Source organism: Streptomyces sp. NPDC088817 (genome assembly GCF_044750345.1).
Taxonomy (GTDB): Bacteria; Actinomycetota; Actinomycetes; order Streptomycetales; family Streptomycetaceae; genus Streptomyces.
Window position 1 is genome coordinate 276,214 of the sequence record NZ_JBIVJN010000005.1, and the last position, 25,745, is coordinate 301,958.

22 protein-coding genes are annotated in these 25,745 nt (G+C 73.5%); 10 read left to right on the plus strand and 12 right to left on the minus strand.

Features of this window, described 5'->3' with window-relative positions; all coding sequences use genetic code 11:
• Positions 1-7 precede the first annotated feature (7 nt).
• Complete coding sequence (locus ACIP4X_RS11915; RefSeq protein ID WP_401347999.1) at positions 8-691, minus strand: lytic transglycosylase domain-containing protein; 684 nt, start codon at positions 689-691, stop codon at positions 8-10.
• Between the two features lie 52 nt (positions 692-743).
• Positions 744-1,904, minus strand: a complete 1,161-nt coding sequence (locus ACIP4X_RS11920) for a TerD family protein (RefSeq protein WP_391459395.1) — start codon at positions 1,902-1,904, stop codon at positions 744-746.
• A 210-nt stretch (positions 1,905-2,114) separates the two neighbouring features.
• Here ACIP4X_RS11920 and ACIP4X_RS11925 point away from each other — a divergent pair, with 210 nt between their 5' ends.
• A complete protein-coding gene (locus tag ACIP4X_RS11925; protein ID WP_358733094.1) occupies positions 2,115-2,381 on the plus strand; it encodes a GlsB/YeaQ/YmgE family stress response membrane protein in 267 nt (88 codons plus the stop codon).
• A 25-nt stretch (positions 2,382-2,406) separates the two neighbouring features.
• Here ACIP4X_RS11925 and ACIP4X_RS11930 read toward each other — a convergent pair whose 3' ends face one another.
• The 7 genes from ACIP4X_RS11930 to ACIP4X_RS11960 all read right to left on the minus strand — a co-directional run bounded on the left by ACIP4X_RS11930 (position 2,407) and on the right by ACIP4X_RS11960 (position 12,883).
• Positions 2,407-2,574 (minus strand): hypothetical protein, encoded by a 168-nt coding sequence (locus ACIP4X_RS11930; protein WP_358733096.1) that lies wholly within the window; start codon positions 2,572-2,574, stop codon positions 2,407-2,409.
• A 5-nt stretch (positions 2,575-2,579) separates the two neighbouring features.
• Positions 2,580-7,823 carry a DNA repair ATPase gene (locus ACIP4X_RS11935; protein ID WP_391459392.1) on the minus strand — a complete coding sequence of 1,748 codons (5,244 nt, stop codon included), beginning with the start codon at positions 7,821-7,823 and terminating at the stop codon, positions 2,580-2,582.
• Positions 7,824-8,007: 184 nt separating this feature from the next.
• Positions 8,008-10,104 (minus strand): SPFH domain-containing protein, encoded by a 2,097-nt coding sequence (locus ACIP4X_RS11940; protein WP_391459390.1) that lies wholly within the window; start codon positions 10,102-10,104, stop codon positions 8,008-8,010.
• 372 nt (positions 10,105-10,476) lie between these two features.
• Positions 10,477-11,130: a hypothetical protein gene (locus ACIP4X_RS11945; protein ID WP_358733102.1), complete on the minus strand. Its 654-nt coding sequence runs from the start codon at positions 11,128-11,130 to the stop codon at positions 10,477-10,479.
• A gap of 188 nt (positions 11,131-11,318) precedes the next feature.
• The gene (locus ACIP4X_RS11950) at positions 11,319-12,134 is read right to left on the minus strand and encodes a rod shape-determining protein (protein ID WP_391459388.1); all 816 of its coding nucleotides are present in this window, start codon (positions 12,132-12,134) and stop codon (positions 11,319-11,321) included.
• Positions 12,131-12,502, minus strand: coding sequence for a TraR/DksA C4-type zinc finger protein (locus ACIP4X_RS11955; RefSeq protein ID WP_358733105.1), 372 nt, complete (start codon positions 12,500-12,502; stop codon positions 12,131-12,133). Before ACIP4X_RS11955 ends, ACIP4X_RS11950 begins: the two co-directional genes overlap by 4 nt.
• 57 nt (positions 12,503-12,559) lie before the next feature.
• Complete coding sequence (locus ACIP4X_RS11960; protein WP_358733107.1) at positions 12,560-12,883, minus strand: TraR/DksA C4-type zinc finger protein; 324 nt, start codon at positions 12,881-12,883, stop codon at positions 12,560-12,562.
• Positions 12,884-13,183: 300 nt separating this feature from the next.
• On the opposite strand from ACIP4X_RS11960, the gene ACIP4X_RS11965 reads away from it, so the two are divergent.
• The 8 genes from ACIP4X_RS11965 (at position 13,184) to ACIP4X_RS12000 (ending at position 21,016) form a co-directional block, all read left to right on the plus strand.
• Complete coding sequence (locus tag ACIP4X_RS11965) at positions 13,184-14,140, plus strand: HAMP domain-containing sensor histidine kinase (protein WP_358733301.1); 957 nt, start codon at positions 13,184-13,186, stop codon at positions 14,138-14,140.
• Positions 14,141-14,142: 2 nt separating this feature from the next.
• Positions 14,143-14,802 carry a response regulator transcription factor gene (locus ACIP4X_RS11970; protein WP_358733109.1) on the plus strand — a complete coding sequence of 220 codons (660 nt, stop codon included), beginning with the start codon at positions 14,143-14,145 and terminating at the stop codon, positions 14,800-14,802.
• Between the two features lie 115 nt (positions 14,803-14,917).
• Positions 14,918-15,364, plus strand: a complete 447-nt coding sequence (locus ACIP4X_RS11975; protein ID WP_391459385.1) for a hypothetical protein — start codon at positions 14,918-14,920, stop codon at positions 15,362-15,364.
• Positions 15,365-15,481: 117 nt separating this feature from the next.
• Entirely contained in the window at positions 15,482-17,761 is a 2,280-nt protein-coding gene (secD, locus tag ACIP4X_RS11980; protein ID WP_391459383.1) for a protein translocase subunit SecD, read from the plus strand.
• A 168-nt stretch (positions 17,762-17,929) separates the two neighbouring features.
• Complete coding sequence (locus ACIP4X_RS11985; RefSeq protein ID WP_358733114.1) at positions 17,930-18,262, plus strand: TraR/DksA C4-type zinc finger protein; 333 nt, start codon at positions 17,930-17,932, stop codon at positions 18,260-18,262.
• A gap of 341 nt (positions 18,263-18,603) precedes the next feature.
• The gene (locus tag ACIP4X_RS11990) at positions 18,604-19,509 is read left to right on the plus strand and encodes a hypothetical protein (RefSeq protein WP_391459381.1); all 906 of its coding nucleotides are present in this window, start codon (positions 18,604-18,606) and stop codon (positions 19,507-19,509) included.
• Positions 19,510-19,547: 38 nt separating this feature from the next.
• Positions 19,548-19,913 (plus strand): hypothetical protein, encoded by a 366-nt coding sequence (locus ACIP4X_RS11995; RefSeq protein ID WP_100568357.1) that lies wholly within the window; start codon positions 19,548-19,550, stop codon positions 19,911-19,913.
• 119 nt (positions 19,914-20,032) lie between these two features.
• A complete protein-coding gene (locus ACIP4X_RS12000; protein WP_358733116.1) occupies positions 20,033-21,016 on the plus strand; it encodes a hypothetical protein in 984 nt (327 codons plus the stop codon).
• Here ACIP4X_RS12000 and ACIP4X_RS12005 read toward each other — a convergent pair.
• Positions 21,013-21,903, minus strand: coding sequence for an NAD(P)-dependent oxidoreductase (locus tag ACIP4X_RS12005; RefSeq protein WP_358733118.1), 891 nt, complete (start codon positions 21,901-21,903; stop codon positions 21,013-21,015). The genes ACIP4X_RS12000 and ACIP4X_RS12005 overlap by 4 nt on opposite strands.
• Before the next feature lie 112 nt (positions 21,904-22,015).
• On the minus strand, positions 22,016-22,699 hold the full coding sequence (locus ACIP4X_RS12010; protein ID WP_358733120.1) for a DUF6445 family protein: 684 nt from the start codon (positions 22,697-22,699) through the stop codon (positions 22,016-22,018).
• A gap of 287 nt (positions 22,700-22,986) precedes the next feature.
• On the opposite strand from ACIP4X_RS12010, the gene ACIP4X_RS12015 reads away from it, so the two are divergent.
• Positions 22,987-23,703, plus strand: coding sequence for a DUF4142 domain-containing protein (locus ACIP4X_RS12015; RefSeq protein WP_358733122.1), 717 nt, complete (start codon positions 22,987-22,989; stop codon positions 23,701-23,703).
• A gap of 40 nt (positions 23,704-23,743) precedes the next feature.
• Here the strand turns inward: ACIP4X_RS12015 and ACIP4X_RS12020 are convergent, their stop codons facing one another.
• A complete protein-coding gene (locus ACIP4X_RS12020; protein ID WP_391459377.1) occupies positions 23,744-25,441 on the minus strand; it encodes an alpha-amylase family glycosyl hydrolase in 1,698 nt (565 codons plus the stop codon).
• Between the last annotated feature and the right edge of the window lie 304 nt (positions 25,442-25,745).

Consider the following 25,745-nt stretch of genomic DNA (forward strand, 5'->3'; position numbering starts at 1 on the left):
ACGGACATCAGGAGCCGACCGCCCGGCCGGCCTCGGTCCAGTGCGCGTGCAGTTCGTCGAGGTAGGACCGGGCCTGGCTGCCGGGGGTCGCCCCGCGGGCGAAGGCGAGCATGTTGCCCTGCCCGGTGTTGTAGCCGAGGGCCAGCAGGTCGTTCCTGCTGTACGGGCCCGCCCACTGGGCGGGCAGCACGGCCGCGAGGTCGTGCAGGTACCAGGCCGCGGCCTCGACGGCGAGGTCGCGGTCGTCGGGCAGTTCGTCCCACGAGCGGTTCGCGAAGTCACGGTCCTTCTTGGTGGCGTCGTAGGTCGCACGGTGCATGTTGGCGATGCCGAAGGCGGCATCCGGCTTGTACTTCTGCCAGGCCCGTTCGAGACCGGGCTCGTGGGGCTTGTACGACTCGTTGTAGAGGATCGCCATCAGCAGCCGGGCGCTGACGCCCGCCTGGCCGGCCCTCAGCCGCACCTGGGCGGCCTGGTCGGCCGGGTCGTACGGTCCCGCGGTCGCCGTCGCCGAGGGGCGTGCCGGGGCGGTGGGCGAGGCCGGGGACGGGGACGGGACCGCCGGTACGGGCCGGGGAGCGGAGCCGGAGGGCAGCCCGCCCGCCGCGCGCACGGCGCCGTAGCAGACGGCGGCCAGGAGCACCACGAGCACCACCGCCGGCCCGCGCCGCCGCGACCGGGTAACCGTCATGTCCCGCCCTCCTTGTCCTGCCCGCCCCGCTCCCCTGTTTCGCGGGAGCCGGTCACTCCTCGTAGTAGTTGTTGATCACCACGTCCGGCTCGTCGTCGTCGAAGGCCTCGTTCAGCAGGGCCCCGCCCACCAGGCCGGCCGCGCCGGCGCCGATGAGCGCGCCGGTGCCGAAGCGGCGGCCGCCCTGCTGCTGGTCTCCCTGAGCGGCCGGGTAGCCCTGCTGCGGATAGCCCTGCTGCGGATAGCCCTGCTGGGCCTGGGGATACCCCGGGCTCATCGGCTGGGGCGGGGTGTAGAACGGCGGTGCGGTGGTCTGGACGCGCTGCGCGCACTCGGCGCACGCCTGGACCGGCCGGGGCACGCCCCACTGCGGGTACCAGTTCACGCTCATCGTGCCGGGGCCGTGGCCGGGGTCGAAGAAGCAGGTCATGACGGGGCTCCTCGTGGGGTGCGGGGGTGCGGTGACGGTCGGCGGCTGCGGGGACACCAGGGTCGGTGTCGGCGTCACGGGGACGGCGGGCGCGGGCGGCACGGGAAGCGGTGGGGGCGTCGTGGGCATCGGGGCCGGTGGGGCCGGGTCGTACGCCCCCGCCTGCTCTCCCGAGGGGGCCGGGCCGGACGCGGCCGGGCTCCCGTCCGCGTCCGTGGTCTCCCGCAGGACGTCCACGCCGTAGTCGGTGGCGATGCCCGCGAGACCCGAGGCGTAGCCCTGGCCGACCGCGCGGAACTTCCACTCCGCGCCGTGCCGGTACAGCTCGCCGAAGACCAGGGCCGTCTCGCCGGACAGACCGTCGGCCGCCAGGTCGTACCGGGCGAGTTCGGCACCGCCCTCCTGGTCGAGCACGCGGATGTGGGCGCTCCGCACCTGGCCGAAGGCGTGCCCGCGCGCGGCCCCCTCGTAGAGCGAGACCGGGAAGACGACCTTGGCGACCTCGGCGGGGACGCGGGTCAGATCGACGTCGATCCGCTGGTCGTCGCCGCCGACGGGACCGCCGCCGCTGAGGCGGACCGAACCGTCGGGGCTGCGCAGGTTGTTGAAGAAGACGAAGTGCCCGTCGGACAGCACCTTTCCGGACGCGTCGCACAGCAGCGCGCTGGCGTCCAGCTCGTATCCGGCATCCGCCCGCCAGCCCAGCCCGACCGTGACCGCCGTCAGGCCGGGAGCCCGCTTGCTCAGCGAGACGTTGCCGCCCTTGGTCAAGGGCACACTCATCGAACTCCTCCGCAGCTTTTCCGGTCCCCCGTGTTCATGGGACTCAACGCGCCTGCCCTCCCCGGCAGTTCCAGGGTTGCGCAATAATGAAAATATGTGGCCGGATGCGGACCGGCCGGGCAACCACCGGCGCCGCGGCATGCGTCCTGGCCATTGCGGGCATCCGGAACCACGCGATCAGGCAACCCATACTCCTGGAGAAGAGGCGACGTGAGCATCATCGGCTGGATCATTCTCGGACTGCTGGCCGGGGCCATCGCCAAGATCCTGCTGCCGGGGCGGGACCCGGGCGGCCTGATCGGCACGACACTCATCGGCATCGCGGGCGCGTTCGTGGGCGGGTGGCTCTCCGCCAAGTTCCTCGACCGGCCCGTCGAGAACAACTTCTTCGACCTCTACACGTGGGGCGCGGCCGTCGGCGGCTCCCTCGTGCTGCTCATCGGCTACCGCCTCCTGTTCGGCAACTCCCGGAACTGATCCGGGGGCGCCGCCCGGGAGGCGCTCAGTCCTCCTCGGCCGGCGACGTGCACCGGTAGGCGTGGGCGCGGCGGCGGTCGCGGCGCACCAGGACGGTCGTACTGGCCGCCACGATCAGCCCGGCGGTGCTGAGCGGGACCAGGAAGGGCGTCATCACCGCCATCGCCGCGGTGACCGCCGTCATCGTCTGCATCGTCGTCACTCCTCCGTTCCGGGTTCGGCCGCGTGCCGGGCCCGGGAGGTGGTGCGGCCCGTGAGGGCGGCCTCGATGGCGCCCATCCGGTCGGCCAGCAGGGCAAGGGCGGCGGTCGCGCGCGTGAGGGGATCCCCGGCCGGGCCGCCGAGGCTCTGCGCGCGGACGTGGGCCGACTTCAGCTCGGCCCAGCGAGTCGCCTGTCGCGGGGTCAGGGTGCCGCGCAGCTCGGCCAGTTTGAGCAGGTTGGCCTCGGCTCCCGTGGTAAGGGTCTGTGCCTCGGCGGTGAAGTGGTCGTCGAGGACGGCGGACAGTTCGGTCGCGTTCATGACGGGCCGCAGCCGCTGGGCGATCTTGTTCATGGTGCGGTAGGAGCCCTGGAGGCGGAACGGCGGCTCGGTGCGCGTCTCGTCGGACTGGGCGGCGGAGGCGATGTAGGCGGCGTTGACCGCGAGGACCGTCTCGCGCGCGCCGAGCAGATGGCGCATCACCGACACGATCTGCTCGACCTCGGCGGGCGCGTAGGGGTGCCCGAGCCGGTCCGCGCGGGCCGCGGGGTCGTTGCCCGCGAGGCGGAGGAACAGGTCGAGGTCGCGGCGGTCGCGGCCGGCCAGCGGGGCCAGCACCGGGTTCGCGGTGAGCGCGTTCTCCAGGAAGCTGACCGCGAAGACGTCCTCCTTGCCGGTCAGGACGTCGCCGAGGTTCCAGACGTCGGCGCGGTTGGCGAGCATGTCGGGGACGCGGAAGCGTTCGCCTGACTCGGTGTAGGGGTTGCCGGTCATGCAGACGGCGAACCGCTTGCCCCGCAGGTCGTAGGTGCGCGCCTCGCCGTTCCACACGCCCTCGACCCGGCGGGTGGCGTCGCACAGCGGGATGAACTTCTGAAGCAGTTCCGGCGAGGTGTGCTGGATGTCGTCCAGGAGCAGCAGGGTGTTGTTGCCTGCCGCCAGGGCGAAGTTGATCTTCTCGATCTCCTGGCGGGCGGTGGCGTTCGGGGCCTCGGCGGGGTCGAGCGAGGTGACGGCATGGCCGAGCGCCGGACCGCTGATCTTGACGAGCATCAGGCCCAGGCGGTCGGCGACGTACTCCATCAGCGTGGTCTTGCCGTAGCCGGGCGGCGAGACGAGCAGCAGCAGGCCGCCGGTGTCGGTGCGCTTGGTCTCGCCCGCGGTGCCGAGCTGGCGGGCGAGGCTGTCGCCGACGAGGGGCAGGTAGACCTCGTCGATGAGGCGGTTGCGGACGAAGGCCGCCATGGAGCGCGGGCGGTGGTCGTCCAGGCGCAGCCGGGCGCGTTCGGCGTCGACCAGGGCGGTGCGGCGGCGCTGGTAGGCGCGGAAGGCGGGGGCGTCCCACGTCTCGAAGCGTTCGGTACGGGCCAGGAACTCGTCGATGCGCAGGGTGAGGGTGCGGTTCTCGATGCGCGGGTGGGTGCCGAGCAGGCCCTCGACCGTGGTCACCGGGGAGACCTCGGACTCGTAGCGGGGCAGGTCCGGGCACAGCTCGGCGGCGACCGCCTCGGCCAGGTCGGCGGCGGTGATCTCGGTACCGGTGGAGGTGACGTACGCCGACAGCCACGCCTCGGCGAGCTGGCGGCGCGCGGCGAGGTCGTCGAGCGCGGCCAGGTCCTCGTCGTAGGCGGAACTGCCCACGGTGTGGCGGAACTTGTCGAGCAGGGTGCGGGTGGCGACGCTGATGACGAACCCGTCGGACCCGCTCGTCAACTCCTCGAAGAGGTACGCGGCGGCGGCAGGCGCGAGCTCGCCCGCGCCGAGGGGGGCGGGCCCCCGGCGGCCCGGGGCGGCTGCCCCACGGCCGCCCACCAGGGCCGGCCCGTGGCCGCCGGCGGAGCCCGCCTGGCGGCCGCCGCCGGCCGACGCGGTCCGGTGATCGCCGGACGCCGACCCGAAGCCGCCCGCCCAGGCCGCCCCGCGGCCGGCTCCGGACCCCGGCCCATAGCCGGCCGCCCCTGCCGCGTGGCCATCCCCTGACGCCGTACCGAAGCCGCCGGCCGAGGTCGCCCCGCGGCCGGTTCCGGCCCCCGGCCCATAGCCGTTCGCCGCTGCCGCGTGGCCTTCCCCGGACGCCGGGCCGAAGCCGCCCGTCGGGGCGGGAGCGCCGGTGGGCGGCGGCCAGGTTTCCAGGGATGTCGCGAGTTCCGCGATGAGTTCGGGGATGGCGGGGGACGGGCCGAAGGTGTCGCGGGCGCGGGCCAGGGAGGCGGCGCGGCGGGTCCAGGCCGTGCGGGCCTCGGGGGTCGTGCCGTGCGCCCAGAACAGCTGGGCGGCGGCACGCGCCGCGGGCTCGTGGCGCAGGGGTCCGGCCTGCTCGTACAGGGGAAGCAGGGCGGCGAGGATCGCCGTCGCGTCGTGGTCGTGGACTCCGCGCTCGTAGCCCTCGTCGTACGCCTCCTCCGCGGCCCCCCGCACCAGGGCCGGCAGGTCGGCCAGGGCGGGCGCGGCCGCGCCGTGGCGGCGCAGCAGGCGGGCGGCGAGGTGTTCGGCGCGGTAGACCTCGGGCGACTCGGACGGCAGCCGCCGGTCCCAGTACGGGCGGGTGTCCCCGAAGGCCGGGTCGGTGACGGGGGCACGGTAGTCGGTGCCGGACAGGGCGAAGGCGAGGCCGTCGCCATGCGGGACCAGGGTGAGGTCGAGCGGCCGGGTGGTGACGGCGAAGCGGTGGGTGCCCAGGCGGAGGGTGCGGCCGCCGTCGGCGTACAGGTCGGTGCGGTCGCGCAGCGCGCGGGCCGCCTCCTGGCGGGCGGACTTCAGCCGGCCGTCCAGTTCCTCGGCCCGTACGGGGTCGCCGAGTTCGCGCAGTTCCTCGGCGGTGCGGCGGGCCTTGGCGACCAGCGGGTCGGAGGCGAAGAAGGTGCTGACGGCGTCGGTGTCGGCGAGCGTGGCCGCGCGCCGGGCGATCGTCTCCAGCACCCGCCCGGCGGAGGCGGCGAGTTGTTCGGCGCGGCGGGCGCGGGCGTCCAGGAGGCCCTGCTTGCGGCCGGAGAAGGCCTCGTAGATCTCGGTGCGCCGGTCGGCCAGTTCGCCGAGGAAGTCGTCGAACTCCGCGAAGCGGGACTCCAGGTTCTCCAGCCGCACCAGCAGGGAGGCGAGTTGCTCGTCGCAGGCGTCCGGGTCGTCCGCGGCCGCGAGCGCGCCGGTGACGGCCTGGCCGAGCAGCGCGAACTCGGCGGCGAACTCGGCGCGTCCCTCCCGGTCGCGCAGTTCGCGGCGGCGGGCGTCGAGCAGGGCGCGGGCGCGGTTGACGCCGCCGAGCACCTCGGCGATGCGTTCCAGGACGGAGGTGCGCACGGTGGCGTCGCCGATGTCGAGGCCGGCGACGACCTCGGTGACCGTGCGCAGCGTGCCGGCGAGGTCGTCGAGCCGGCCGGCGACCGGCGCCGACTCGGCGACGCTGCCGATCGCCTCGGCGTCGGCGGCGAGGGCTTCGACCTCCTCGTGGTGGTCGGCGAAGGCGTCCTCGCGGGCCAGGAAGGCGACCGCCCGCTGCCCGAACGTGACGAGGTCGGCCTCCGCCTCGGCGGCGAGTTCGTCGATACGGGCGGTGTCCGCGTACCGCATCTCCTTCAGGGTCAGCAAGTGGCCCTGGGCCTGCCGCAGTTCGCTGAGGCCACCGACCCAGGCGGCGGCGCCGCGCGGTGCCTCGCCGCGCAGCCGGCGCACCACCGCGGCGAGCCGGCCCGCGGCCGCTTCGAGCGCGTCGGCGGCCTGCCGGGTCAGCGTCTGTACGGTACGGAACTCCTCCAGCACCTGCTCGGCGGTGGCCCGTACGGCGTCCAGCGGGGTGCGCAGGTCGCCCAGTTCCTCCTCGCCCAGCCAGTGGTGGGTGTCGAGGGCGCGGACGCAGGCGGCGGCCAGCGCCTCGTACACCTCGACGGTCGGTGTGGTCTCGGCGACGGCGCGGCCGATGGACAGGCAGTCGGAGATGCCGCGTACGAGGTCGGCGTTGCCGATCCGCCCGAGGGGCCCGGTGCCCGTGGCGCCGGCGTGGGTGTCGGAGACGTAGGGGGAGCTCCACAGCTGGAGGGGGTGCACGCGGCCCGGCTCGTCGGGTCCGGCCGAGGGGTCCGTGCGCAGCGCCATCAGCGTGCCGTCGTCGAACAGCGCCCAGCCGTGGCAGGACAGCGGGGTGGCGACCTCCTCGCGGATGGTGTTGTACGACAGCAGCAGGCTGCGTCCCTCGGCGGGCGCGTGGAAGGCGTACAGCACGTCCTCGCCGTAGGGCGAACGCACCTCACGCTCGAACTCCATGCTTGAGCTGTCGAGTTCGTAGGTCTTGTGGGCGCCGGTGGCCAGGCAGTAGCCGCCGGGGAACACGATGCCCTGGTCGTCGGGCAGGCGGCGGCAGGCCTGCCCGACGCCGTCGACGCGGATCACGGTCCTCGTGAGGGTGTGGAAGACGAGGTGGCGGTGGGCCTGCTCCTTGTAGGGGCGGATCCGCAGCAGGATCAGCGGGCCCACGCTCGCGTACGCGATGTCGGCGTCGGCGAGGGCCTGCAACGGCTCGTCGACCGGCTCGCTGTGGATGCCCTCGCCGGTCTCGGTGTCGTCCTCCGTCTTGACGGTGAGGCGGCCGCCGACGGTGGAGACGAAGACCTCGCCGCGCACGGAGACGTGCGGGTGGCGGCCCAGGACGTGGTCCTCGCGGCCGGTCGCGGTCCACTCGAAGCCGTGGGAGGGCGGCGGGACGTGGTCGCGTTCGCCGCGCCCGTCCAGGAACGCCGCCCGGCCGTCGGCGGTGAGCGTCCAGCGCAGCACCCGGATGTCGGCGGCCTTCTCACCGGTCCGGAAGACGGCGAGGAGGCGGCCCTCGACGCGGCGCAGGCTCAGCAGCCGGGCCTGCCGGTAGTAGCGGTGCAGGGCCTCGAACTCCCGCACGAAGGCGGGGTCGTCGAGGAGTCCGGGCACCGCGTCCTCGGGGAGCCGGTTCAGCTCCCGGTCGTGCAGTGCGAGGACGTCGCCGACCCGGGGTTCGGGCAGGTGGCCGTTGTATCCGAACAGCAGGCGGTCGCCGACGGCCACGACGTCGCGGGGCACGCTGGGGTGCTCGGTGCGCAGCCGGCCGGTGCCGGTGAGGTCCAGGCGCGTGGCGCCGAACTCCTCGGCCCGTCGGGCGTTGAGTCGCTCGGCACCGCGGGCGAGCTCGGCGGCCTGCGCGGTCAGCCGGTCGCGCAGCACCTCGTACGTTCCGGTGTCCACGGAGTCGTACGAACCCGTCTCCAGGGCGGTGGCCATGGGTGGTGCGTCCCTTCGCGAAGAGGTGGGCCCGGGGCCGGCCCGTCCGGTGGATCAGGCCGGGCCCCGTCGGCGGGGCCGGGTTCCCGGCCCCGCGGTTGCGGCGTGAGCCGCGGGGGTGAGTCGCAGGGGTGAGCCCCAACCGCCCTTTGACGGCGTTTGCTTGGGGCCATCCCGCGAGTCGTCAGGCCCGGGCGGTGCCGTTGAGGGCGGTGCCGTTGAGGGCGGTGCCGTTGAGAGCGGTGAGCGGGATGTCGGCGAGGCCCAGCTCACCGGCGCGGTCGAGGAGTTGCTGGAGCTGACCGGCGTTCGTGCCGCCCGTCTGCATCATCTTCATCAGCAGCGCGGAGACCGTCAGGTTCTTGACGTCGGCCGAGCCCAACTGGCCGAGGATCCGCCCGAGGTCGTCGGTGAAGTTCGACGAGCCGTCCAGCCAGGGCGCGGCAAGCGCCTGCGCGGTGCGGGAGTTCTCCACGAACCCGTCGACGCCCTTGCCGAACGAGATCGCGCTCATCAGCCGGTCGAAGAAGATCGACTCACCGCCGACGATGTCGATGTCGGCGTGCTCCAGACCGGTCGCGAGGACCGTGGCCTGCGCCTCGGCGACCTGCCGCTGCGCCTCCAGGCCGGCCAGCCGGATCTCCTTCTCCGCCTGGAGCCGCAGCCGGTACTCCTCGTGCTCGCGGGAGGCCTCGTCCAGCGCGGCCATCGCCGCCGCCTTCTCGGTCAGACCCGCCGCCTCGGCCTTCAGCTTCTCGCCGATCGCGGCAGCCTCCGCCAGCGCCTTGGCCTGGGCGCCCTCGGCCTCCGCGCGCAGCCGGGCCTCGGTGCCCTGGGCCTCGGCCAGTGCCCTGGCCTGCAGCGCCTCGGCCTCGGCGCGGCCGGCCTTCTCGATGACCTCGGCCTCCTGCTCGCGGACCTTGACGGCGGCCAGGCCCTCCGCGGCGGCCTCGGCCTGGATGGCCTCCGCCAGGCGCAGCTTGGCGCGGGCGTCGAGGTCGGCGGTCTTCAACCGGGCCTCGGCGAGGGTGAGTTCCTCGGCGGCGCGGTGGGTGGCGGCCTGCTCGGCGGCCTCGGCGGCCTTGATGTCCTTGACCAGCTTCTCCTGCGCCTCCGCCTCGGCGGCGATGATCACGGCCTGGCGCTCGCGCTCCGCCTCCTCCACGGCGCGCAGCTTCTTGATGGACTCCTCCTGCTCGGCGACCGTGCGGTCCACCGCGACCCGCTCGCGGACGACCTCGGCGATCTCCCGCTTCTCCGCCTCGACCTCCTTGTCGGCGGAGATCCGGGTGAGCTGGGTCTCCCGCTCCCGGGCGATGACCTCGAGGAGGCGGTCCTTCTCGATGCGCTCGTTCTCGATGGCGATGACCCGCTCGCGGTTCTTCGCGGCGACCGCGACCTCACGGGCCTGGTTCTCGCGCTGGACACCGAGCTCCTCCTCGGTGCGCAGGAAGGCGCTCTGCGCGCGCAGCCGCTCCTCCTCCACCACGCGGGCGGTCTCGGCCTCCTCGCGGGCGCGGGAGGTGTCGATCTCCCGCCTCTGCTTGATCTCGGCGTCCGCCTGGCGGCGCTCCAGCTCCAGGATGGCCTCGCGCGCGTCCACGTTCTGCCGGGTGATCTCCTTCTGCTCGGTGCGCTGCGCCTCGTTGGTGCGCACGTGCTCCACGGCCGTCAGCTCGGTGATCTTCCGGATGCCCTGGGCGTCGAGGACGTTGCCGGGGTCGAGCTGGGTCAGCGGCGTCTGCTCCAGGTAGTCGATCGCCGCGTCCTCGAGGTGGTAGCCGTTGAGGTCGACACCGATGACCTCGATGATCTGGAACCGCAGTTCCTCACGCTTGGTGTAGAGGTCGGTGAAGTCCATCTGCTTGCCGACGGTCTTCAGCGCCTCGGAGAACTTGGCGTGGAACAGCTCCTGCAACGTGTCCCGGTCGCTGGCGCGGGCGGTGCCGACGGCCTGGGCGACCCGGACGACGTCCTCGACGGTCTTGTTGACCCGTACGAAGAACGTGATGCGGATGTCGGCGCGGATGTTGTCCCGGCAGATGAGCCCCTCGCGGCCGGTGCGCGTGATCTCGATCGCCTTCACCGAGATGTCCATGACCTCGGCCTTGTGCAGCACCGGCAGGACGACCTGGCCGGTGAAGGTCACGTCGACCTTGCGCATCTTGGAGACGATCAGGGCCTTGCCCTGCTCCACCTTGCGGAACAGCCGGGAGAAGAGGAACAGCAGGAGGAGAACGACGAGCAGGCAGCCCGCGACAAGCGCGCCGATGACATCCATGGCATACGTCCTTGACGGTAAGGAACGGTGAGTAAGGGAGAGACCGGGTGGCCGGGTGCGGCCCCCCACGCCGTCCCGGCGGCTCGGGCGCCGGAAGACGGCGGGAGGCGGGTGCGCCGCGGATTCGTGAGCCCCCTGTTCCCCCTGCGACGCACCGGGCGGCGGTACTTCCCCCCTGCCGGTTCCGGGTACCGGACATCTGCCGGTGTCCGGCACCGGAACCGTCCGCGGTGCTCCCCTCACGAGATGATGCCCGACCGGTCCGACCTCGCACATTGCCGGTTTCCGGCAGTGTTCGGGGGTGCTTCCATGCCGGGGAGCTGACAGTGCATCATCAAGATCGGCCGGGCCTGGCGGCGGCACTCCGGGAGATCACGGGGAGGGCGTCCAGCCGGGTGCGGTGCGGGCCCAGGCGCTGTCCCAGGCGGCCAGGTTGCGACGGCGGAGCAGCAGCCCGGCGGCGCCGTACAGCGCGGCGCCGGTGACCGGTACGGCCAGGGCGGCGAGGATCGCCCAGCCCTTGCTGTGGCTGCGCACCTGGGCGGTGCTCAGGGGCGGCTCGGTGATCCGTCCGTCGGTGTCGGCCCACACGTCGACGGGGCTGCCCGCCGGCAGTCCGGGCTCGACGTCGGTGCTCGCGGTGCGGGCGAGCCCGCCCGGGTCGGTGAAGCGCACCGGTACCGGGTAGCGGGTGTTCCTCGCCTCCTCGGAGCCCGGCTCGGGATGGCGGGGAGCGTCGTGCAGGAGGACCGCGGTGGTCTGCCACCGTGTCCTCTCCTGGTGCTCGGCCGCGCGCTCGTAGTGGCGCAGGGCGGTGTCCCCGACGAGGAACAGGGCCACGGGCGTGCCGGCCAGTACGGCCAGCAGTATGCCGAGGCCGATCCAGGCCTGGGCCAGGTCGCTGGGGCGGCGCATCGGATTGCGGCGCAGGCGCCAGAACGTGCGGCGGGGGAGTTCGTCGGGGAACGGGTCGTCGGGTGACAGTCCTTCGGGGGGCGGCTGTGCCCGAGGAATGCCGCCGGCCATGGCGCGGCCCTCCTTCGTGTCCTCGTCGTCCTCGTGGCGGGGTGGGGACGGGGGCGGTTTCTACGGGGCGGGTGCTCGCCCGCTTCTACGAGGCGGGGGACTCGTCCGCTTCACGATGCGGGGTGCTCGTCCGCTTCTACGGTGCGGAGGACTCCTCCGCACCTACGAGGCGGGGTGCTCGTCCGCTTCTACGGTGCGGGCGGCTCGTCCGCCGGGTCCGCGGGGTGGTCGTGCGCGGAACGCAGCAGGGTGGCGGCCCCGCGGACGGCGGCGGTGTGCGGCGCCGCCACGGCCCTGAGGGGCGCGTGCAGCCTGCCGGTGAGGTGGTAGGTGATCTCCGGGCGCAGGGCACCGCCCCCGGCCAGCAGCGCGCCCCGGCGCAGCGCGTCCACGGTGAGCGACGTGCGGTCCTGCCGCAGCATCGCGGTCACCATGGTGGCCACCGCCTCGCAGATCTGCACCGGCGAGGCCGTGTCGAGGTCGCTGGTGCCCAGCGCGGTGCGGCGCGCGTCGACGACGGCGCCCTCCGACAGCAGCACCACCTCGGTCAGATGCGCGCCGATGTCCACCACGAGCAGCGGACGGGCCAGGTCCGCGCCCGCGGCCAGGGCGACGGCCCGCGCGCTGGGAATGGTCAGCACCTCGCGCGGGCGGAGCACCTCCACCGCCGTACGGGCGTCGTTGCGGAAGGCCACCCCGTCCAGGACCGGGGCGGTGAGGACGACCAGGGGGCGGGAGAAGCGGGGCAGGCGGTTGCCGAGCAGACGGTCGAGCATCCGGGCCGTGCCCGCGGTGTCGATGATCGTGCCGCGCTGGATCGGGTACACCGCCCCGGAGCCGGGGAACGTCACCGTGGGGACGTCGAGGACGAGTCCCCGCCCGGCGACCCAGGCGCGGGTGCGGGCGCTGCCCATGTCGAGGGCGACGCCCCAGCCCTGCCTGCCCAGCGGCCACGACCGGTGCCGGGTGGCCGCGGCGGCACGCGAACGCTGGGTGACGGTCATCGCCCCGCCTCCCTGACCTGCTGGCAGCGCGCGCAGTAGCGGGCCTGCGGCACTATCTCGAGGCGTTCCCGCGCGATGGGACGCCGGCACAGGTGGCAGGTGCCGTAGCCGCCCTCGTCCATGCGCGCCAGGGCCGCCTCGACGTCGGCGAGGACCATGCGGGCCGAGGCCGCGAGTTTCACGCGGACCTCCACCTGCGAGGCGGCCTGCTGCTGGAGCAGGTCGTCCGCGCGGGAGCTCGCGGCGGCCGAGATCTGCTCCAGCTGCTCCTGGCGGAACAGGCGCTGCTCGTCGAGGTTCGCGCGCAGCGCGGCGAGGTCCTCGGCCGTCAGGTGCGTGGCGCGGTCGCCGATGATCTGGTTGTTCACCGTTTCACCCCTCGGGCAGGGCGGAGGACGAAGGCAGGGACGGACGGGCGGACGGGGTCAGGCGGTACGGCGCCGGCAGCCGACGCAGTGCCCCGTGTACGGCAGGATCTCCAGGCGCTCCGCGGGCACCGGCTTGCCGCATTCCAGGCAGGACCCGTAGGTGCCGTCCTCGACGCGGGCGAACGCCTCGTCGATCTCCTTCAGCACCCGCAGGATGGCCTCACGCTGGGAGGACATCAGGTGGTCGTCCGCCGTCTGCCCGGTCTCACCGAGGGCTTCGAGCTGGACCAGCCGGGTGCCGCGGGCGTGTTCAAGGCGCCGGCGGGCCTCCTGAGCGGACAGGCGCTCGCGGGGTTCGGTCCGGGCGGCGTCGAGCGACATCGTCAGTGCCTTTCGTAGTGCAACGGGGGACGGGGGTCGGTCACACCTCCACCCTGGTCGAACCGGACGCGCTTTCCCATCGGGTCCAGAACCCATTTGCGGCCGGTCGGGGGATCCACTCGACCCGTGCATGGGTAGGCCGCACCGGGCGAAATGGGGACCGGGCCCCATCGCTCCCGGGGCCGGCGGACGGCACACTGGCGGCAGGCCCGGTCGGGACCACAGGGGCCGCGGCTCGTCCGGGATGCGCGATGCCCGACAGTAGAAGCAGACCGCATCGCGTAAGGAGGCGTGACCCTGGTGTCCCTGTTCTGGCGGATCTTCGGGCTCAACGCCGTGGTGCTGGGCTCGGCCACCGCGCTGCTGCTGTGGGCCCCGGTGACCGTCTCGGTGCCGGTCGTGCTGACCGAGGCCGTCATCCTGGTGGGCGGCCTGGCCGTCATGCTGGTCGCCAACGCCGCCCTGCTGCGCTGGGGACTGGCCCCGCTGGACCGGGTGACGAAGCTGATGACCACCGTGGACCTGCTGCGCCCCGGCCAGCGGCTGCCCGAGCAGGGCGGCGGCGAGGTGGCGGAGCTGATCCGCACGTTCAACGCCATGCTCGACCGGCTGGAGAACGAGCGGGCCACGAGCAGCGCCCGGGTCCTGCTCGCCCAGGAGGCCGAGCGGCGCCGTATCGCGCAGGAACTGCACGACGAGGTGGGCCAGAGCATGACCGCGATCCTGCTCGCGCTCAAGCGGGCCGCGGACGAGGCGGCCCCGCCGCTGCGCGACGAGCTGCACCAGGCGCAGGAGATCACCCGGTCGAGCCTGGACGAGGTCCGCCGGCTGGTGCGCCGGCTGCGGCCCGGCGTCCTGGACGACCTCGGTCTGGTCGCCGCGCTGACCTCGCTGACCCATGACTTCGCCACCCACACCGGGCTCCAGGTGGTACGGCGCTTCGACACCGACCTGCCCGCCCTGGAGCCGGAGACCGAGCTGGTCCTCTACCGTGTCGCCCAGGAGAGCCTGACCAACGTGGCCCGGCACGCGGACGCCGAGCGGATCGAGGTCAGCCTGCGGCGCACCGACGACGCCGTGGTGCTGGCCATCACCGACGACGGCCACGGCATCAAGGCCGCGTGCGAGGGCGCCGGCATACGCGGCATGCGCGAGCGGGCCCTGCTCATCGGGGCCGGTCTCGACGTCGCCCCCGCCCCCGCGGCCGGAACCGAGGTCCGGCTCACCGCGCCCGTCGTCCCCAGGAAGCAGACCTGACCATGTCCGACCCGACCCCGATCCGCATCCTGCTCGCCGACGACCACGCGCTGGTACGCCGGGGAGTGCGGCTGATCCTCGACCAGGAACCGGACCTGGAGGTGGTCGCCGAGGCCGGTGACGGCGCGGAGGCCATCGAGATGGCCCGCACCCACGACATCGACCTGGCCGTGCTGGACATCGCGATGCCCCGCCTGACCGGGCTCCAGGCCACCCGCGAACTGGTCGCGCTCAAGCCTGACCTGCGCATCCTGATGCTCACCATGCACGACAACGAGCAGTACTTCTTCCAGGCGCTCAAGGCCGGTGCCAGCGGGTACGTGCTGAAGTCCGTCGCCGACCAGGACCTCGTGGCCGCCTGCCGGGCGGCGATGCGGGACGAGCCGTTCCTGTACCCGGGCGCGGTGACCGCGCTCATCCGCAACTACCTGGACCGGGTCCGCCACGGCGAGGAGACCCCGGACCAGGTCCTGACGCCCCGCGAGGAGGAGGTCCTGAAGCTGGTCGCGGAGGGGCACTCCTCGAAGGAGATCGGCGAGATCCTCTTCATCAGCATCAAGACCGTCCAGCGGCACCGCGCCAACCTGCTCCAGAAGCTCGGGCTGCGCGACCGCCTGGAGCTCACCCGCTACGCCATCCGGGCCGGTCTGATCGAGCCCTGACCGCCCGCCCACGACCACCCGGGGTCCCGGCTGTCCACTCCCCGGCCGGGGTCCCGGGTACGACACCCGCGTCCGTTCAGTCCGTTCACGAGTGCCACACGAAAGGGGACGGTGCATGCACCCGGCGCCGAGCACCGCCCCCGCCTCCCGTGCCCTGGCCTTCCTGACGGCCGCGCTGCTCACCCTCCTGACGGTCTTCACCACCGGCAGCCCCCCGCCACTGCCCGCCCCCACGGCGGCGACCTCGGCCACGAGCCCCGCACCCACCGGCAACGGGAACCCCGGAACATCCGCGGACCGCGACCCCGGGGGTCGTCAGCCGGATGCTCCGTACGCCGGGCAGGGGTGCACCGTCGTGTGCTCGGCGCAGGACGGGACCCGGCAGCAGTTCCACGGGGAGCGGCCCGTCGCGCACGGGCAGTTCGCCACCACCGAGGACGTCACGGACGTCCCCCTCCCCGCCCCCGGGCGGACGCGTCCGGTCCCGGTGACCGTGGCCGCCCGCACGGTGCACGTGGTGCAGGACGGCGGCCGGGCGCCGCCGCGGGCCTTCGGCATCTGACGTCCCCCGTTCGCCCCTCGACCGCCGTGACCGCGTCGGCCGCAGTCGCGGCGTGCCTGCCGGAGGCCCCCTTTGACCCCCAAGACACGCACGAAACGCACCAACCGCACATCCCGGGTGAGAGCGCTGTTCGCCCTCGCCGTGATCGCCCTGTCCGTGTACATCACCGCCACCGTTCCCGTCCGGCTCGGACTCGACCTGCGGGGCGGCACCCAGATCGTCCTGGAGACCCGCTCCACCGCGACCACCAAGGCCGACCGCGAGGCCACCGACCGCTCCCTGGAAGTGCTGCGCGGCCGGGTCGACGCGCTCGGCGTCGCCGAACCGACCCTCGTCCGCTCCGGAAACAACCGGATCATCGTCGAACTGCCCGGCGTACAGGACCCGAAGAAGGCGGCCGACGTGCTCGGCCGTACCGCCCAGATGACCTTCCACCCGGTGCTCGGCGTGGCCGACGCCACCGAGGACACCGTCAAGCCCAAGCCCGGGGAGTCGAAGGAACCCGTTCTCCCCGACGAGTCGGGGCAGAAGCTGCGCCTGCAGAAGACCGCCATGACCGGCAAGGACGTCAAGGGCGCCGACGCCCGCTTCGACCAGGAGAGGGGCGCCGGCTGGCACGTCACCATCGACTTCACCAAGGAAGGACGCAACGGCTGGGCCAAGCTGACCGGTGAGGCCGCCTGCAAGCCGGTGGGCGACCCCGCGCGCCGCGTCGCCATCGTGCTCGACGACCGGATCATCTCCTCCCCGCAGGTCGACCCGTCGGTTCCCTGCGGAACGGGCATCGACGGCGGCTCCACGCAGATCACCGGCTCCTTCGGCGACGCCGAGGCCCGCGAGCTGGCCCTGCTGATCAGCGGCGGCGCCCTGCCCGTGCCGGTCGAGACGGTCGAACAGCACACCATCGGCCCGACCCTGGGCGCCGGCGCCATCAAGGCCACCGCCCTGGCGGCGGTGATCGGCACCGCGCTGACCGCGCTGTTCATCACCTCCGTCTACCGGCTCACCGGCTTCCTCGCGATCGTGGCCCTGGTCTGCTACGGCGTGATCTCCTACGCCGCCCTGGCCGGCCTCGGCGCCACCCTGACCCTGCCGGGCCTGGCCGGTTTCGTGCTGGCGATCGGCATGGCCGTGGACGCCAACGTGCTCGTCTTCGAACGAGCCCGCGAGGAGTACGCCTCCATGCACCGGCCCAGCACCCGCTCGGCCCTCACCGCCGGCTTCCGCAACGCCTTCAGCGCGATCGCCGACTCCAACATCACTACGCTGATCGCGGCCGGCCTGCTGTTCTTCCTGTCCACCGGCCCGGTGCGCGGCTTCGCCGTCACCCTCGCCATCGGTGTGATCGCCTCCATGTTCAGCGCCCTGGTGGTCACCCGTGTGCTCGCCGAGTTCGCCGTGTCCCGGGCGTCGGTGCGCCGCCGTCCTCTGATCACCGGCCTCGCGAACACCGGCTGGATCCGCAACCTCGTCTCGCGCCGCGACCCGCAGCTGATGCGCCACCCGCGCCGCTGGCTGGCCGCCGCCGCGGTCGTGCTCGTGCTCGCCGGATCGGGCATCGTGGCCCGGGGCCTGAACTTCGGCCTGGAGTTCACCGGCGGCCGGCTGATCGAGTACAGCACCAGCACCTCCGTGGACCCCGACCGGGCCCGCACCGCCCTCGCCGACGCCGGCTTCCCCGGCGCGCTCGTGCAGGCCTCCGGCGACAACGGACTGACCGTGCGCACCGAGGACCTGACTGACGCCGAGGCGGCCAGGGTCACCGACGCCGTCAGCGGTCTCGGCGGTGAGACGGAGAAGGTCCGCGACGAGCAGATCGGCCCGAGCATGGGCGAGGAACTGCGCCGCAACGCGCTCATCGCGCTCGCCATGGCCCTGGGCGCCCAGCTGCTGTACCTCGCCGCCCGCTTCCGCTGGCTGTGGGGCAGCGCCGCGGTCATCGCACTGGCGCACGACGTCGTCATCCTCGTCGGCGTCTTCGCGTGGCTGGGCAAGCCCATCGACGGTGTGTTCCTGGCCTCCCTGCTCACCGTCATCGGCTACTCGGTCAACGACTCGGTCGTCCTCTTCGACCGCATCAGGGAACTGCTCGGACGCGACCGCAGGACGCCGCTGCCGCAGCTCGCCAACCAGGGGATCCAGCAGACGCTGCCCCGTACGATCAACACCGGCATGGGCGCCCTGCTGATCCTCGTCTCCCTGGCGGTGTTCGGCGGGGACTCGCTGACCGACTTCGCACTCGCGCTGCTCATCGGTCTCGTGGTCGGCACCTACTCCTCGGTGTTCACCGCCACCCCGCTCGCCGTCGAGATGAACCGCCGGCGGAGCCGCGCCCCGAGCCGCCCGCAGCGCCGCAAGCCGACGGCCCGCCGGCCCGCACAGGGCGCGCAGGTCTGACGCGCCGTTTCCGGTGGGCGGTGCACCCCGCCGCCCGCCGGAAATGGGTACTGCGACCGATGGCCGCTGCTTCCGCGCGCGGCCACGCTGGAGGGTCAGGAGGGGGGCCGTACGTCACCGCGGCCCCCCTTGTCACCGGCTCTTTTGCCAGAAGGGACCGTATCGCCGATGTCGTGGGAGACCACCAGCAGTGCCTCCGCGGCCGAGCGCCTGAGCGCGCACGATGCCCGGCAGCACCTCGAACACGAGCGCAACGCCCGCCTCGCCCAGCTGCGGGCCGTCGAGGAGAGCGAGGACGGCGGTCAGGAGGCCGGCGACCTCCTGACCGCGCAGAAGAACGCCCTGAAGCGGGCGCTGAAGGACATCGAGGCCGCCTTCGCGCGGCTGGACGGCGGCTCCTACGGGAACTGCGAGGACTGCGCCAAGCCCATCCCGGTGGAGCGCCTGGAGATCCTCCCGTACGCACGCTGCTGCGTGCCCTGCCAGCAGCGCGCCGGCTGATCCGTCCCCCGCGCCGCCGTCCCGCACCGGGCCCGCCGCCGCCCCTGCCGCCGCCGTGAGGCCGTCTGTGGCAACGCGGCGGCCTGGATTACGGTCCATACGGTTGTGCGCACGGGGTGGGGGAACTGCTAAGGAGCCGGACAGCGGTGCAGCAGCACAGCGGTGTGAGGGACACGAGGGAACGGACGGGACGTCCGGAGCATCCGGGACGTCCGGGGAGACCAGAGCGTCCGGGGAGACCAGAAGTTCCGGGGAGACCAGAAGGTCCGGGGGGACCGGGGGACGGCGAGCGGCGGCACCGCGCGGAGCGGAACGCCCGGCCGCCGAACCGCGCACCGGCGGTGAGCGGGCCCGCGGTCGGCGCACCGGGCGGCGGCGGACCGGTGCGGGTGCGTGATGTGGTGGCGCGGTTCGCGCGGTTCACCGTGCGGACGCTGCGCGCCGAGTGGCACGGCATCGTCGTCGACCCCGTACGGCGGCTGGCGCACCGGGGACTGTCCGGCCTTGTGCTGGCCTTCGTGGCGGCCTTCGGCGTGGTCTTCTTCCACGCGGTGGCGCAGCGGCCGGCCGGGGAGGCGGTGGTACGGATCGCCGGCGGCGTCCAGGCCGACCTGCCGCTGTGGCTGGCCCTGCTGCGCACCCCGGTGTCCCTGTACGTCCCGGCGCTCGACCTGCCGGTGTGGGCCGGCATCACCCAGCTGTTCCTGGCCTTCGCGCTGGCCGAACTCACCCTGGGCCGGCGCCGGACGCTGTTCATCTCGTACGCGACCACCCTGGCCGGCACCCTCACCGTGCGGCTGATGATCGCGATCGGGCCCGGCTGGTGGGGGCTGGGGCTGCCGCCCGAGACCGGCCGGATCCTCGACACCGGGCCGTCGGCCGCGGTGGTGGGCCTGTTCACCTACCTGTCCGTGGTGCGGCGCGCCCCGGTCGTGTTCTTCCTGACCGGCGGCTCGATGGTGGTGGAGTCGGTGGTCAAGCCCAACCTGGCCGGGCGCGAGCACCTGATCGCGGTGGCCGCGGCGGTCGTCCTCGCGCTCTTCCACGGCCGCGGCCCGGGCTGGCTGCCGCGCCGGGCTGCCGCACTGGTCCCATGGCGGCGGATCCCGGCTCCGGCGGCCGCCCCGGCGGGTGCGGGTGAGGGTGCGGGCGCGGGTGCCGCGACGGGCCCGTATCCGCTCCCCCGGCCGCCGCGTCCGCGACGCCACCCGGCCCTGCCGGGCGCGAACGTCAGGGATTCCTCCTAAAATCACGAGGAACTCCACGGGGGGAAGGGTGAGGGCCGATGGGCTGGATCTGGTGGGTGCTGATCGTCTTCTGGACCGGCGGTTTCGCCTGGCTCGGGGACAACATCCGCACCGCGCTGCGCAACCGGCACGAGCGCAAGCTCGAACTGATGGAGGCGGCGAAGGCGGAGCGGCTGGCCGTCGAGGCGGCGCACAAGCCGCCGGAGCCGGTGTGCGGGTGCACCCACCATCTGGCCAAGCACGACAAGAGCGGCCGGTGCCACGAGCGCGTCGAGGTGCCGACGGCCTGGGACGAGAACAAGAAGCCGCTGCGCTTCGAGCCGGGGCAGTGCAACTGCCAGCAGTACGTGGGTCCGCAGCCGCTGTCGCAGGTGTACGCGGACGAGCTGACCGACCGGGCCTGACGGGCCGGCCGGTCGGGGTGCCGGGAATCCGTGCAGGAGCGTCACACAGGCTGCACACAGTCCGTCGCGGGCCTTGTTAGCGTGACTGGCCGCTCGGCAGGCCTAGTCAGGAAGACCGGATGGACTACTGCTCCACGTGCCGTAGGCACCTCAACGGCGCCCTGGTGTGCCCCGGCTGCGGTGCGTACGCGCCGGACATAGCACCGGACGTCACGGCGCCCCTCACGACCGACACAGCGACCGAAACCACGGCCGGTACAGCGGCCGGTACGGCGACCGGCGCCGCGGCCTTTTCCGCGCCGGCTCCCGGAGCCGGCGTCGCGGCGGGCGGGGCCGCGGGCTCCGTTCCGGGTGCCGCGCCCGTCGGCACCCCCGCCGACGGCCCCGGCGACACGCCCGCCGGCCTTCCCGCCGACGTGCCGGACGCGCCGTCACCCCGGCAGCGGCCCGGCCGGGCGGCGCGGCGCCGCCAGCTGGCCCGCTGGAAGAAGACCCAGCGCAGGGCCCTGGTGGCCACCGCCGTGGCCCTCGTCGGGGGCGGCCTCACCGTCGCCTCGATGGACCGGCACTCCACCGACCGCACGCAGGCGGCCCCGGCACCGGAGGCCCCGCACACGGGCACTGTGGGGGACAGCCGCCCCGCGCAGCCCGGCGACCCCACCGCGACGCCCTCGGACGCCGGGCAGACCTCGCCCGCGGCCGGTGCCCGGCACCAGCGGTCGGCTCCGCGCGGCACCACGCCGCAGGACGTACGCCCGGACGCCACCGTTCCCCGTACGGCGCAGGCCCCGTCGGCGCCCTCCGACGTGCCCGCGGCGCCGGCCCGGACGGAGCAGTCCGCCCCGCAGCAGGGCACCACGGCACCGGACGCCGGCAGCTCCGCCTCCGCCGACCGGTCGGCCCAGTCGGTTCCGGAAGACGGCTCGGCCCGGTCCGGCCGGTCGGCCTCCCGTTCCTCCTCGACGGCGACCCAGCGGACGGCACCGGGCTCCAGCGCGTCCACCCCGTCCGACGGCACCGCCCAGCAGACCCCGCAGACGAGCCCCACGAACACGCCCACGTCCCCGTCCCACCTCTGCCTGCTGGTGGTCTGCCTGGGCTAGGACTCTCCGGAGTCGTCGAAGCTCGCGAAGTACGCCGCGGCCATGTCCTCGTCGGCGTGGCCCCGCGCGGCGGCGCGAGCGAAGCGTTCGGCGCTCGCGGCGGCCACGTCGAGGCGGACGCCGTGGGCCTCGCCCGCCTGGACGATCAGGCGGGCGTCCTTCTCCGCGGTGGCCACCGCGAAGCTCGGGGGCAGGTACGCGTTGTCGAGGATGACGCCGGCCTTGGCGTGCAGGTAGCCCATGTCGAGCGGACCGTCGGCGATGAGGTCGAAGAAGCCCTGGGGGTCCACGCCGAGCCCCTTGGCCAGGGCGAGCGCCTCCCCGGTCGCCGTGGTCGCCGCGACGACCCAGCTGTTGGCCACCAGCTTCAGCCGGGTGGCGGTGGCCGCCGCGGCGTCCTCCCCGGTCCACACCGTGCGGGAGCCGACCGCCTCGAACACCGGCGTCACCGTCTCCCGGCCCTCGGCGGGCCCCGCCGCCAGCACGGTCAGCCGGCCCGCCTCGGCGGGCTGCCGGGTGCCGAGCACCGGGGCGTCGTAGAGGACCAGGCCGTGCTCGCGGGCGAGGGCGGCCAGCTCACCGGCCGCCTCCAGGCCGACCGTGGTCGACTGCGCCCAGACCGTGCCCCGGCCCAGCGCGGGGGCGGCCTCGCGCATGACCCGGAGCACCGTGCCGCCGTCGTAGAGCATCGTCAGGACCACGTCGGCGTCGCGGACCGCCTCGGCGGGGGTGCCGGCGACGTGCGCGCCGTCGGCGGCGAGGGGCTCGGCCTTGGCCCGGGTGCGGTTCCACACCCGGACGGTGTGTCCGGCCTTCGCGAGGTTGCGGGCCATCGCGGAGCCCATGATCCCGGTGCCCAGGACGCCCACGGTACGGGTGTCGGTCATGTCGTCCTCCTCCTGGCTCCTCCTGGTCGGCGCGGCGGGTGCCACGAAGGGGCGGGTACCCGTACCCGGCGGTTCGTTTCCGGCCACCGCCCGTACCCGTACGCCGCCGGGATCAGGCCATCCAGAAGAAGACCGCCGTCATGCGCTTGTCCTCCAGGCTCGCGCCGCAGTAGCCGGTCGCGCTGTGCACGAGGTTGGCGTGGTAGAGGAGCAGCCGGTTGGCCTTGTGCGGCACGCGGACGTCCTCCTCGAAGGCGTCCGGCGCGACGAACCGCGTGCCGAGGGCCTCGACGAGGTTCTGGTGCGGGGGCTGCACGACGTTGCCGCCGAGCCGGTCGCCGGGCAGACGCTGCCGGTAGAAGCTGGTCCCGCAGTCCTTGGGCACCGTGGGGTTGAGGTAGAGGACGGCGGCGTACCGGCACAGCGCCCGCGAGTCGGTGTGCGGCCTCGGTTCGCTCTCGCCCTCGCCCACCACCTGGACGCAGTTGTGGTTGAGGGTGCCGCCGCCCGGCGCCTGCTGCACCCACAGTTCCTTCGCCCCGGTCGCTTTCTTCACCAGCCGTTCGACGCGGGCGAGTTCGGACGGTTCGAGACCTGGCATGGTCCGCAGTCCGGGCCAGGTCTCGGAGGTGTACGGGTAGCCCTTCACCCAGTCGTCCTTGGCCAGGCAGCGCTGCCGCACGGCGTCCGCGTCGGGCAGGACGTCGTCCAGTACCCAGTAGTCACGGCCCTTGGTGGGCTTGCGGTAGGGCAGGACGGGGAGCGCGGCGGGCACACCGCGGGGCTGTGGGGGCATGCGGCCGAATGTAGGGCGGGCTTTCCCCAGGGCTCTCCCCGCAACGGGTCAACGTTTCGTCAACCTTGCGGTATGAAGGGGGCCTTGGCCACGACAGCCGTCGGTGGTGGCCGAACTGCTCACCCTCGTGAGCAGTCTCACGTCGTGTTCGATATTTTTTACCCAATCAAAAGGTTCTTCGGGCTTCCCGGCCCGTACATGTGGGTGTTCGAACCGCCCCACGGCGGGACCACGACCGGGCAGGAGGCACGGTGCGCTTTTCGCGGAACGCGACGGGAACTCTTTTCGTGGGCGGGGCGCTCAGTCTGACCCTGGTCGCGCTCGCCTACCCGAGCATGCTGGGCCTGGAGAAGGTCACCAGCGACGGCACCCGGGTCATCTCCCAGACCCAGTGGGGTCCGCTGACGGAGGCGGACCGGGACTTCGTGGTCAAGGTGCGCGCGGCCGGGCTGTGGGAGTACCCCGTCGGCGAGATGGCGGTGAAGAAGGGGACCACCAAGGAGGTCGTCAGGGCCGGCGAGCACCTGATCGACGGGCACGCGGCGCTGGACGTGAGCTGCCGCAGGATCGCGCCCCTGCTCAACATCACGCTGCCGAACGTGGCCAGCCCCCAGCAGCAGGGCTTCGTCACCCAGCTCGCCGGGGACGACGGCAAGCAGTTCGACTCCGACATGGCCAACATCCTGCGCGTGACGCACGGCGCGATCTTCAACACCATCGCGAAGATCCGCTCCACCACCAAGAACGACCTGGTCCGCGAGCTCGCCAACCAGGCCAACGCCACCGTCCTGGACCACATCACGGTCATGGAGGACACCGGCCTGGTCAACTTCGACCAGGTGCTCTTCATGCAGACGACCCCGCCCAAGCTGCCCAACTCGGACCTGACCCCGCCGCCCCCCTCCGGCGGACAGCCCGAGGTCGTGCTCACCCCGCCGCCGAACGCCACGTCGAGCCCGCTCGTGCTGCCCGGCGACCCGAGCCCCAGCCCGGCGGCGGGCTGAGCCGGAACCCGCGCGTGGGTGGAAGCCCGCGCGCGGGGACCTACGCGAGCCACACGGTGGTGTCCGGGTCCAGCCGGCGGCCCGTCAGGGGCGAACTGCTCAGCAGCACCTCCCCCGGCGGCAGCGGCACGGCCCGCTCCGACAGGTTGGTGACGCACCGCCGGCCGCCGGTACGGGCGAACGCCAGCACCCCGGCCGGGCCGTCCTCCACCCAGGTCAGCGACTCGCCCTCCAGCAGCTTGCGGCGCAGCCGCAGCGCCGAGCGGTACAGCTCCAGGGTCGAGCCCTCCACTCCGTCCTGCGCCTCGGCGGCGTACGCGGCGAACCCCGGCGGCTGCGGCAGCCAGGCGGCGCCGGGACCGAAACCGTACGACTGTCCGGTGCTGGTCCACGGCAGCGGCACCCGGCAGCCGTCGCGGCCCTTGCGGGCGTGGCCGGTCTGCTCCCACACCGGGTCCTGGAGGACCCCGGCGGGCAGGTCGGCGACCTCCGGCAGCCCCAGTTCCTCGCCCTGGTAGAGGTAGGCGGAGCCGGGCAGCGCCAGCATCAGCAGCGTCGCCGCGCGGGCGCGCCGCAGCCCCGCGGCCTCGTCGACGGCCGGGACGCGGCCGCCGGACAGCAGCCAGGCGTTCTCGTCGGTGCCGGGCGGGAGCATCAGGCGCGAGGTGTGCCGTACGACGTCGTGGTTGGACAGCACCCAGGTGGCCGAGGCCCCCGCGGCCCGCGCGGCGGCCAGGGACTCGGTGATGACCTGCCGCAGCTGCCCGGCGTCCCAGCCGGCTTGCAGGTACTCGAAGTTGAAGGCCTGGCCCAGTTCGTCGGGCCGGGCGTACAGCACGCGCCGGGCGCCCGGCACCCAGGCCTCGGCGACCGCCGTGCGCGGCGGGGAGTAGGAGTCGAGGATCCGCCGCCAGTCGCGGTAGATCTCGTGCACCTCGTCCCGGTCGTAGTACGGATGGCTGCCGGGCGGTACGAGCAGCAGCGCGTCCTCGCCGGTGGCGCCGATGTCCCCGACGTCCCGCAGCGGCTCGTCGAGGTCCTTGGCCAGGGCGTGCGCCACGTCGACGCGGAAGCCGTCGACGCCGCGGTCGGCCCAGAACCGCAGCGTGGCGCGGAAGTCGGCGCGCACCTCCTCCCTGCCCCAGTTCAGGTCCGGCTGCTCGGGCGCGAACAGATGCAGGTACCACTGGCCGTCCGGCACCCGCCGCCAGGCGCTGCCGCCGAAGACGGACGGCCAGTCGGTGGGCGGGAGTTCGCCGTGCGCGCCGCGGCCGTCGCGGAACACGTAGCGGTCGCGGGCCGGGGATCCCGGGCCGGACCGCAGCGCCTCCCGGAACCAGGGGTGCAGGTGGGAGGTGTGGTTGGGGACGAGGTCCACGATCACCTTCAGGCCCAGGCGGTGCGCCTCGGCGGTCAGGGCGGCGAAGTCGTCCAGGGTGCCCAGGCGCGGGTCGACGTCGCGGTGGTCGGCGATGTCGTAGCCCCCGTCGGCCAGTTCGGAGGGGTAGAAGGGGCTGAGCCAGACGGCGTCCACGCCGAGGGCGGCGAGGTGCGACAGCCGCCCGGTGATGCCGCGGAGGTCGCCCAGCCCGTCCCCGTCGGAGTCGGCGAAGCTGCGGGGGTAGACCTGGTGGACGACGGCCTGCCGCCACCAGTCCGGGTTCCTGGACGACAGGTCGGACGCGGTGTCCTGCGGGTTGTCCTGCGGGGAGTCGTGCGTGGTGGGGTGATCGGTCACGCGGTCTCCTCTTCGGTGCGTACGCGGACGTACGGACGACTGCGGGCGGACGAGAACTCTGTCCACAACTCTGCAAGTCTGTCCACATCACCCGAAAAGCGAACCCCCGGCCGCGCGACGGAACGAGTCGCCCCCTATGTGACACAAGCGTGATGAAGGCGTGAAGTCCCTTTGTGGAACCGGCAGATTGACAGGCTCAGTCGCACACACGAGCATGACCTCACACTGTGGCGCATGTGACCGATGGGCCCGCTGTCCTCTTCGGCCTTCCGTCGGCCCGTCCTGGTCCGTGCCGTTGCCCCGC